The organism is Streptomyces sp. E2N166, assembly GCF_003671715.1.
GTDB lineage: Bacteria > Actinomycetota > Actinomycetes > Streptomycetales > Streptomycetaceae > Streptomyces > Streptomyces thinghirensis.
Genome location: NZ_RAIF01000012.1, coordinates 456,001 through 464,095 on the forward strand (window position 1 = coordinate 456,001; position 8,095 = coordinate 464,095).

Annotated in this window: 7 protein-coding genes; 5 read left to right on the plus strand and 2 right to left on the minus strand. The window is 72.5% G+C overall.

The features are described from left to right. The first annotated feature begins 180 nt into the window (after positions 1–180). Positions 181–1,254: a nicotinate-nucleotide--dimethylbenzimidazole phosphoribosyltransferase gene (gene cobT, locus EBH09_RS09745; protein WP_121746618.1), complete on the plus strand. Its 1,074-nt coding sequence runs from the start codon at positions 181–183 to the stop codon at positions 1,252–1,254. Between the two features lie 463 nt (positions 1,255–1,717). Here cobT and EBH09_RS09755 read toward each other — a convergent pair whose 3' ends face one another. Next, complete coding sequence (locus EBH09_RS09755) at positions 1,718–2,470, minus strand: hypothetical protein (protein WP_121746619.1); 753 nt, start codon at positions 2,468–2,470, stop codon at positions 1,718–1,720. 60 nt (positions 2,471–2,530) lie between these two features. Here EBH09_RS09755 and EBH09_RS09760 point away from each other — a divergent pair, with 60 nt between their 5' ends. Beyond that, positions 2,531–3,313 (plus strand): adenosylcobinamide-GDP ribazoletransferase, encoded by a 783-nt coding sequence (locus EBH09_RS09760; RefSeq protein ID WP_121746620.1) that lies wholly within the window; start codon positions 2,531–2,533, stop codon positions 3,311–3,313. An 8-nt stretch (positions 3,314–3,321) separates the two neighbouring features. Here EBH09_RS09760 and EBH09_RS09765 read toward each other — a convergent pair whose 3' ends face one another. Beyond that, positions 3,322–4,104: an endo alpha-1,4 polygalactosaminidase gene (locus EBH09_RS09765; RefSeq protein ID WP_121746621.1), complete on the minus strand. Its 783-nt coding sequence runs from the start codon at positions 4,102–4,104 to the stop codon at positions 3,322–3,324. Between the two features lie 321 nt (positions 4,105–4,425). Between EBH09_RS09765 and EBH09_RS09770 the strand changes: the two genes are divergently transcribed. From EBH09_RS09770 to EBH09_RS09780, 3 genes are all read left to right on the plus strand, one after another. After that, on the plus strand, positions 4,426–5,964 hold the full coding sequence (locus EBH09_RS09770) for a leucyl aminopeptidase (RefSeq protein ID WP_121746622.1): 1,539 nt from the start codon (positions 4,426–4,428) through the stop codon (positions 5,962–5,964). A gap of 374 nt (positions 5,965–6,338) precedes the next feature. Beyond that, on the plus strand, positions 6,339–7,727 hold the full coding sequence (gene lpdA / locus EBH09_RS09775) for a dihydrolipoyl dehydrogenase (RefSeq protein WP_193776216.1): 1,389 nt from the start codon (positions 6,339–6,341) through the stop codon (positions 7,725–7,727). 63 nt (positions 7,728–7,790) lie between these two features. Then, the coding region (locus EBH09_RS09780) for a biotin/lipoyl-containing protein (RefSeq protein ID WP_345940931.1) at positions 7,791–8,095 on the plus strand (305 nt) is incomplete at its 3' end.

Sequence of the window (8,095 nt, forward strand, 5' to 3'; positions counted from 1 at the left end):
GGGCGGAGGGTGCGGTCATGGGCGGCTCCCGACGCGAGACGAGGACACAGCAGGACGGCATACGACAATTACTGCGAAACGTTACGTAGGTGATCGCGATCCGGGGCGCAACGACGCAGCTCGGGCGCGGTGCGCACGGGCCCGCCGTGGTGGTCCCACCGGGCCGGTACTGTTCGACGAATGAGCTCGCTGAATCTCGACGACTTCACCGATCTGATCGAGCGCCCCGACGGCGGGGTGCGCCGCGACGCCGAGGCGCGCCGGGAGCGTCAGGTCGTTCCGCCCGGATCGCTGGGCCGCCTGGACGACCTGGGCGAGTGGCTGGCCTCGGCGCAGTCCGTCGTACCGGTGCGGCCGCTCGAACGGCCCCGGGTGGTGCTCTTCGCCGGTGACCACAAGGTGGCCGAGCTGGGCGTCTCGGCGCGGCCCGCGGGCGGCGCCGGTGAGCTGGTGCGCGAGGTCCTGGAGGGCGGCCGGCCCGTGTCCGTGCTCGCCCGGCGCCTCGGCGTGCCGGTGCGGGTCGTCGACATGGCACTGGACTGCGAGCCGGACACGCTGCCGGCCGACGTCGTGCGGCACCGGGTGCGGCGCGGCGGCGGGCGCATCGACATCGAGGACGCGCTGACCCTGGAGGAGGCCGAGGCCGCCTTCCGGGCCGGGATGGCGGTGGCCGACGAGGAGGCCGACTCCGGTACGGACCTGGTGGTGCTCGGCGATGTGAGCGTGGGCGGGACCACGGCGGCGGGCGTGCTGGTCGCCGCGCTGTGCGGGACCGACGCGTCGGTCGTCACCGGGCGGGGCGGGCTGGCGATCGACGACCTGGCCTGGATGCGCAAGTGCGCGGCGATCCGCGACGCGCTGCGCCGCGCCCGGCCGGTGCTCGGGGACCAGTTGCAGCTGCTCGCGACCGTGGGCGGCGCCGACCTCGCCGCGATGACGGGCTTCCTGCTGCAGAGCGCGGTGCGGAAGATGCCGGTGATCCTGGACGGCGTGGTGACGGTCGCCTGCGCGCTGGTAGGGCAGCGGGTCGCCTTCCGGGCACCCGACTGGTGGCTGGCCTCCCACGACAGCGGGGAGCCGGCCCAGGCCAAGGCGCTGGACCGGATGGCCCTGGAGCCGCTGCTGTCCCAGGGCGTGACGGTGGGTGAGGGCGCGGGGGGCCTGCTGGCACTGCCGCTGGTCCAGGCCGCGGCGGCGCTGGCGGCGGAGCTGCCGGAGGTCTTGGACGGTGAGGTGGAGGTCGCGGCCGAGTGAGCCGGCGGCAGCCGCGCGTCCGGCGTGAGTGAGGGGCGGCCGGCGGCCCGGCGTTCACGGGGTGCCCGGCGTGGGTACGGGCCAGGGGTCAGCCGCGCGTCCGGCGCTACCGGGTACCCGGCTTGGGCGCGGGCCGGGGTGCGTCGCGCGGCCCGGCGCCACGGGGTGCCGCTGCGCCCACCCGTGCCGCCCCAGCGGCACGACTGCCCGCGGCCGCGCGCGGGGGCGGTGGCGACTGCCCGCAACCGCGCGAGGCGGGGGAGACCGCTAGCCGCGTATGGCGCGAAGGGGACGTGTCGGGGGGTGTCCACCCGCAGCGGTTGGCGCGTCCACGCCGGCACTTCCGTGGCCGACCGATTCCGCGCCGTTCCGAGGACGGGCACCCCCGGCGCGGCCCGGTCCCACAACGAAACGACCCGCGCCACGCGCACCCCCACCCAACCCGCACAGGCCGCCGCAGGCATCACCGACGGTCCGGGTCCGGGTCCGGGCGGCCGCCGATCCAGTCCTGGAAGGCGCGGCGGGGCCCGGACCAGCGGCGGTCGTGGTGGTAGGCACGCAGGCGGGCCCTGGCACGGGCACGCGGGCGGCGCCCGTAGAAGCGGCGGGCCCAGAGCGAGTCCGGCCGGGCCAGGCGGACCGCGCCGATCAGGGCGACAAGGGGAACGATCACCCCGAAGACCGCGAGGCGGGCCTTGCCCTTGGCCAGGGCGAGGAGGGAGAAGCAGAAGTTCCCCGCGACGGTCGCGATGACGTTGGCGCGGTCCTGCAACTCGTCCTCGGACATGCCGTCGACGCCGAACGGCGTGAATCCGGCGAGCAACAGTCCGACAAGGGCCGCGGTGACCACCACGACCTCCACGCTCTGCCGCCCCTCCTCGGTCCAGTAGACGTCGTCGAGGTGCAGGATCAGCGCGAACTCGTCCAGGACGAGCCCCGCCCCGACACCGAAGACCACCGCCGCGAGGGCGGAGCCGAACCCGTGCCGGCCCCCCGCGACCGCGCCGAAGCCTCCGACGACGGTGAGGACGATCCCCGGGATGACGTGGTGGATGTGCACCCCGCCCGCCTCGACGTTGCCGAAAGGGCCCTTGCCGGCCCGGATGCGCCGGGTGATGACCCGGGTGATCACGAACGTCAGGACGAAGGCCGCCAGGGCGAGGAGCAGCGGCAGCTTGCCCGGTTCCATGATGTTGCGCTGCCACCAATCTCCCATATGCGAACTTTATCCCCGGCCCGCGCCGGTGCCCTGGTGACCGCCGGGTAGTCTGCGCCGGTGCTCAGGACCCCCTCCCCCGACGGCCTCCGTTTCGCCTTCGGCACCCTCACCGTCTTCCCGGTCAAGGTGACCCGCTGGGACCGGGAGGCGGCGCGCGGCGGCATGCTGTGCGCGCCGCTGGCCGGACTGGCCGTCGGCCTCGTCGCCGCGGCGGCCGGGCTCCTGCTGCTGTTCCTGGGCGCGGGAAGCCTGCTCGCCGCGGTCGCCACGGCCGCCGTACCCGCGGTGCTCACCCGCGGCCTGCACCTGGACGGGCTGGCCGACACCGCGGACGGGCTCGGCAGCGGGAAACCCGCCGAGGACGCGCTGCGGATCATGAAGCAGTCGGACATCGGGCCGTTCGGCGTACTCGCCCTCGTGTTCGTGGTGCTCGCCCAGGTGGCCGCGCTGGCCCAGGCCTACGACGGGTCCTGGGCGCGGGGCGCGCTCGCCGCCGTGGTCTCGGCGACCGCCGCCCGGCTGGCGCTCACGCTCGCCGCCCGGGCCGGGGTGCCCGCCGCCCGCCCGGAGGGACTGGGCGCGGCGGTCGCCGGAGTGGTACCGGTGGGCGGCGCGACGGCGGTCACCGCCGTCGTGACGGCGGCCGGGGCGGCGGCGGGCGCGTTCCTCGGGCCGTACGACGCGGTCCGTACGGCGCTCGCCGTGCTGTGCGCCGTAGCCGTCGCCGAACTGCTGCTGCGGCACTGCGTCCGCCGCTTCGGCGGGGTCACCGGCGACGTCTTCGGCGGGGTCGCGGAGACGGCGGCCACCACCGCGCTCGTGGTGCTGGTCCTCGGCTGAGACCGGGCTCAGCAGGCCTCGCGCCACACCCCCAGTTCGTACTTCTTCAGCATCGAACTCAGCCTCAGCTCACGGGACTCGGCGCAGAAGCGGTCGGTCGGCAGCTCGTACTCGACGTGGAAGACCGCCTTGTCCGCATCGATGAACGGCTGGTTGTCGGCGCACTCGCCGTACTGGGCGCACTGTTCGTTGACCGCGAAGTCGAAGTCGTCCACCAGCTCGGGTATCTGGTCCAGGTCGTTCTTGAGGCCGACGGCCATGCCGCGGTCGTGGGCGAGCTTCGCGATCAGCCGGTTGTAGCGGAGCTGGTCGTCGGCGGTGAGCGGGAAACCGGTCTCGTTCTCGTAGCCGTCCATGTTGTCCGGCTCCACCGCGTCGAAGCCCTTCTCGCGGCACATGTCGATGCGCTCGGCCATCAGCGGCTCCAGGACTTCCGTCTCGCGGATGTCCAGCCAGCGCTCCCCCTCCCAGCCGTTGCCCTTGCCCAGCACCGACTTGGGGAACTTCTCCGCGTCGGGGCGGAAGTCCTCCCAGGCACCGGTGGACAGGTAGCAGATGACCTTGCGGCCGTCTTCGTGCAGCGCGGCCACGGTGGACCCGGTGTGGTCGAACCCGTCTATGTCGTAGACCGGTACGTCGACAGACGTGTCGAGCCTGCCGCTGAGCTGCCACTGCCAGGCGGTGCCGGGCCGGGGCTGCCAGTGGTCGACGGCTTCCGGCTCGTCGTCGGGGGACGACGAACAGCCCGCGAGCAGCAGGAGAAGGGCTATCGACAGGACCGGGCGTCTCACGGGGCGTGCTCCATGGTGTGGGGTGGCGCGGTGGCGTACCCCAGGAATGATCTCCCATCCCGGAAACCGAGCGGGAAACCACGGTCGGTGGGAAACCACGGTCGATGGGAAACCGCGACCGCTGCGAAACCAGGCTCCGGGGGGAAACCGCGGCCCCGCGGGAGGGAGCGGAGCCGGACGCGAGCGTAGGCTCGTGCCGGGTGTTTGCCTGCCCAGGTAAAGACCGCATCGCAGGAGGGATCTAGGGTCGGTTGTCGGGCCCGGTCGACCCACCCGCATTCGGCCATACAAGACTTCATACGGAAGCGAGAATTCACCACCGTGACTGCTCTCACTCTCTCCACCGCCGCGGCGCCCGGCCTGCGGGCCGACGCGATCGTGATCGGTGTCGCCAAGAACGCCAAGGGCCTGGTCGTCGCACCGGGCGCGGAGGCCGTGGACAAGGCGTACGACGGCCGGCTCGCCGGCGTCCTGGAGACCCTCGGTGCCACCGGCGCCGAGGGCGAGGTGACGAAGCTGCCCGCTCCGTCCGGCTTCAAGGCGCCCGTCGTGGTGGCGGTGGGCCTCGGCTCCGAGCCCGAGAAGGACGCCGGTTTCGACGCCGAGGCACTGCGCAGGGCCGCCGGCGTGGCCGCCCGCGCCCTGGCCGGCGCCAAGAAGGCCGCCTTCGCCCTCCCGATCACCGAGGCCGCCGACGCCGGCGTCGTGGGCGAGGGCGTGCTGCTCGGCGCGTACTCCTTCGACGCCTACAAGGAGTCGGGCCGTCAGGGACAGGACGCCGCCAAGGCCAAGAACGGCAAGGCCCCGCTGGCCGAGGCCGCGCTGCTCGGCGGCAAGCCCCGGGACAAGGCGTACAAGGCGGCGATCGAGCGTGCCGCGGCCGTCTCCGAGGAGCTGAACCGCGCCCGCGACCTGGTCAACACCCCGCCGAACGAGCTCGACCCCGAGGCGTTCGCGGCGGTCGCGCAGGCCGCCGCGAAGGAGCACGGCATCAAGGTGCAGGTGCTCGACGAGAAGGCGCTCACCAAGGGTGGCTACGGCGGCATTCTCGGCGTCGGCGCCGGCTCGGCCGCCGGCCCGCGGCTGGTGAAGCTGTCGTACACGTCGTCCAAGGCGACGAAGTCCCTCGCCTTCGTCGGCAAGGGCATCACCTACGACTCGGGCGGCATCTCGCTGAAGCCGGCCGGGCACAACGAGACGATGAAGTGCGACATGGCCGGTGCCGCCGCCGTGTTCGCCGCGGTCGTCGCCGCCGCGCGCCTCGGCCTGGAGGTCAACGTGACCGGCTGGCTGGCGCTGGCCGAGAACATGCCGTCGGGCTCCGCGACCCGCCCGGGTGACGTGCTGCGCATGTACAGCGGCAAGACGGTGGAGGTGCTCAACACCGACGCCGAGGGCCGGCTCGTGCTCGCCGACGCGCTGTGGGCGGCCTCGCAGGAGAAGCCGGACGCGATCATCGACGTGGCGACCCTCACCGGCGCGATGATGCTGGCGCTGGGCAGCCGGACGTACGGGGTCATGGCGAACGACGACGCGTTCCGCGCGGCGGTGCACGAGGCCGCGGAAGAGGTCGGCGAGCCGGCCTGGCCGATGCCGCTGCCCGAGCACCTGCGCAAGGGCATGGACTCGGCGACCGCCGACATCGCCAACATGGGTGAGCGGATGGGCGGCGGTCTGGTGGCCGGCCTGTTCCTGCGCGAGTTCGTCGGCGAGGGCATCACCTGGGCGCACCTGGACATCGCGGGTCCGGCGTTCAACGAGGGCGGACCGTTCGGATACACGCCCAAGGGCGGGACCGGGACGGCCGTGCGGACGCTGGTGCGGGTCGCGGAGCTGACGGCTGCGGGCGATCTGGGCTAGGGCGCCTGAGAGCCCGGGGGTACGGGTGATTCGGCGGCTGCGCGTCCGTTGTGGCTGGTCGCGCAGTTCCCGCGCCCCTGGCGGCGTCGTCCCTCCGTCGGTGACCGACCGGCCCGGCCGGTCGCGCCCACGCGGCGGAGCCGCAGATCAAACACAGCCCCGCGCCCCTGGAGGGCGTCGCCTCCTGCGGCGACACAAGGGAACGTGGGGTGTCTCACACCCCGGCCCGGCGTCTCGTACGGAGCCGACAAGTGCGAAGATGGGGCTCGGCAGGACAGGGCCCACCTCAAGGGCCGAGAACAAAGAGCGGCCGGACACCAGCCGCCGACCGGTCACTGGAGACCGGCGTGGCGCACATGCATGGAGGACGTGACGTGGCGAACGACGCCAGCACTGTTTTCGACCTAGTGATCCTCGGCGGCGGCAGCGGTGGTTACGCCGCGGCGCTGCGCGGGGCACAGCTGGGCCTGGACGTCGCCCTGATCGAGAAGGGCAAGGTCGGCGGTACCTGCCTGCACAACGGCTGCATCCCCACCAAGGCCCTGCTGCACGCGGGCGAGATCGCCGACCAGGCCCGCGAGAGCGAGCAGTTCGGTGTGAAGGCCACCTTCGAGGGCATCGACATGGCGGCCGTCCACAAGTACAAGGACGACGTGATCTCGGGCCTGTACAAGGGCCTGCAGGGTCTGATCGCCTCGCGCAAGGTGACCTACATCGAGGGTGAGGGCCGGCTGTCCTCGCCGACCTCCGTCGATGTGAACGGTCAGCGCGTCCAGGGCCGCCACGTCCTGCTGGCGACCGGCTCCGTGCCGAAGTCGCTGCCGGGCCTGGAGATCGACGGCAACCGGATCATCTCTTCCGACCACGCCCTCACGCTGGACCGCGTGCCGAAGTCCGCGATCGTCCTGGGCGGCGGCGTCATCGGCGTCGAGTTCGCCTCCGCGTGGAAGTCCTTCGGCACCGACGTGACGATCGTCGAGGGCCTCAAGCACCTCGTGCCGGTCGAGGACGAGAACAGCTCGAAGCTGCTGGAGCGCGCCTTCCGCAAGCGGGGCATCAAGTTCAACCTGGGCACCTTCTTCGAGAAGGCCGAGTACACCCAGGACGGCGTCAAGGTCACCCTCGCCGACGGCAAGGAGTTCGAGGCCGAGGTCCTGCTCGTCGCCATCGGCCGCGGCCCGGTCTCGCAGGGCCTGGGCTACGAGGAGGCCGGGGTCGCCATGGACCGCGGCTACGTCCTGGTCGACGAGTACATGCGGACCAACGTCCCGACCGTCTCCGCCGTCGGTGACCTCGTCCCGACCCTCCAGCTCGCGCACGTCGGCTTCGCCGAGGGCATGCTGGTGGCGGAGCGGCTCGCCGGCCTGAAGACCGTCCCGGTCGACTACGACGGGGTGCCGCGGGTGACGTACTGCCACCCGGAGGTCGCCTCCGTCGGCATCACCGAGGCCAAGGCCAAGGAGATCTACGGTGCGGACAAGGTCGTCGCCCTGAAGTACAACCTGGCGGGCAACGGCAAGAGCAAGATCCTGAAGACCGCGGGCGAGATCAAGCTCGTCCAGGTCAAGGACGGTGCCGTGGTCGGCGTCCACATGGTCGGCGACCGTATGGGCGAGCAGGTCGGCGAAGCCCAGCTGATCTACAACTGGGAGGCGCTGCCGGCCGAGGTGGCCCAGCTCGTCCACGCCCACCCGACGCAGAACGAGGCGCTCGGCGAGGCCCACCTGGCGCTGGCCGGCAAGCCCCTGCACTCCCACGACTGACCTCCCTCGGTCATTGGGCGCGACGACACAGACTTCCGCAATTCGTAAGGAGCAACCGAAACCATGGCGGTTTCCGTAACCCTTCCGGCGCTCGGCGAGAGCGTCACCGAGGGCACCGTCACCCGTTGGCTGAAGGCCGAGGGTGAGCGCGTCGAGGCCGACGAGCCGTTGCTCGAGGTCTCGACCGACAAGGTCGACACCGAGATCCCGGCCCCCGCCTCCGGCGTGCTGTCCTCCATCAAGGTCGCCGAGGACGAGACCGTCGAGGTCGGCGCCGAGCTGGCGCTGATCGACGACGGCTCCGGCGCCCCGGCCGCCGAGGAGGCCCCGGCCGCCGAGCAGGCCCCGCAGGCCGAGCAGGTCGCCGA

Bases quoted from the DNA above. Each gene is read 5' to 3' on its own strand.
- cobT (WP_121746618.1), top strand. From the start codon at position 181: ATGAGCTCGCTGAATCTCGACGACTTCACCGATCTGATCGAGCGCCCC.
- EBH09_RS09755 (WP_121746619.1), bottom strand. From the start codon at position 2,470: ATGGGAGATTGGTGGCAGCGCAACATCATGGAACCGGGCAAGCTGCCG.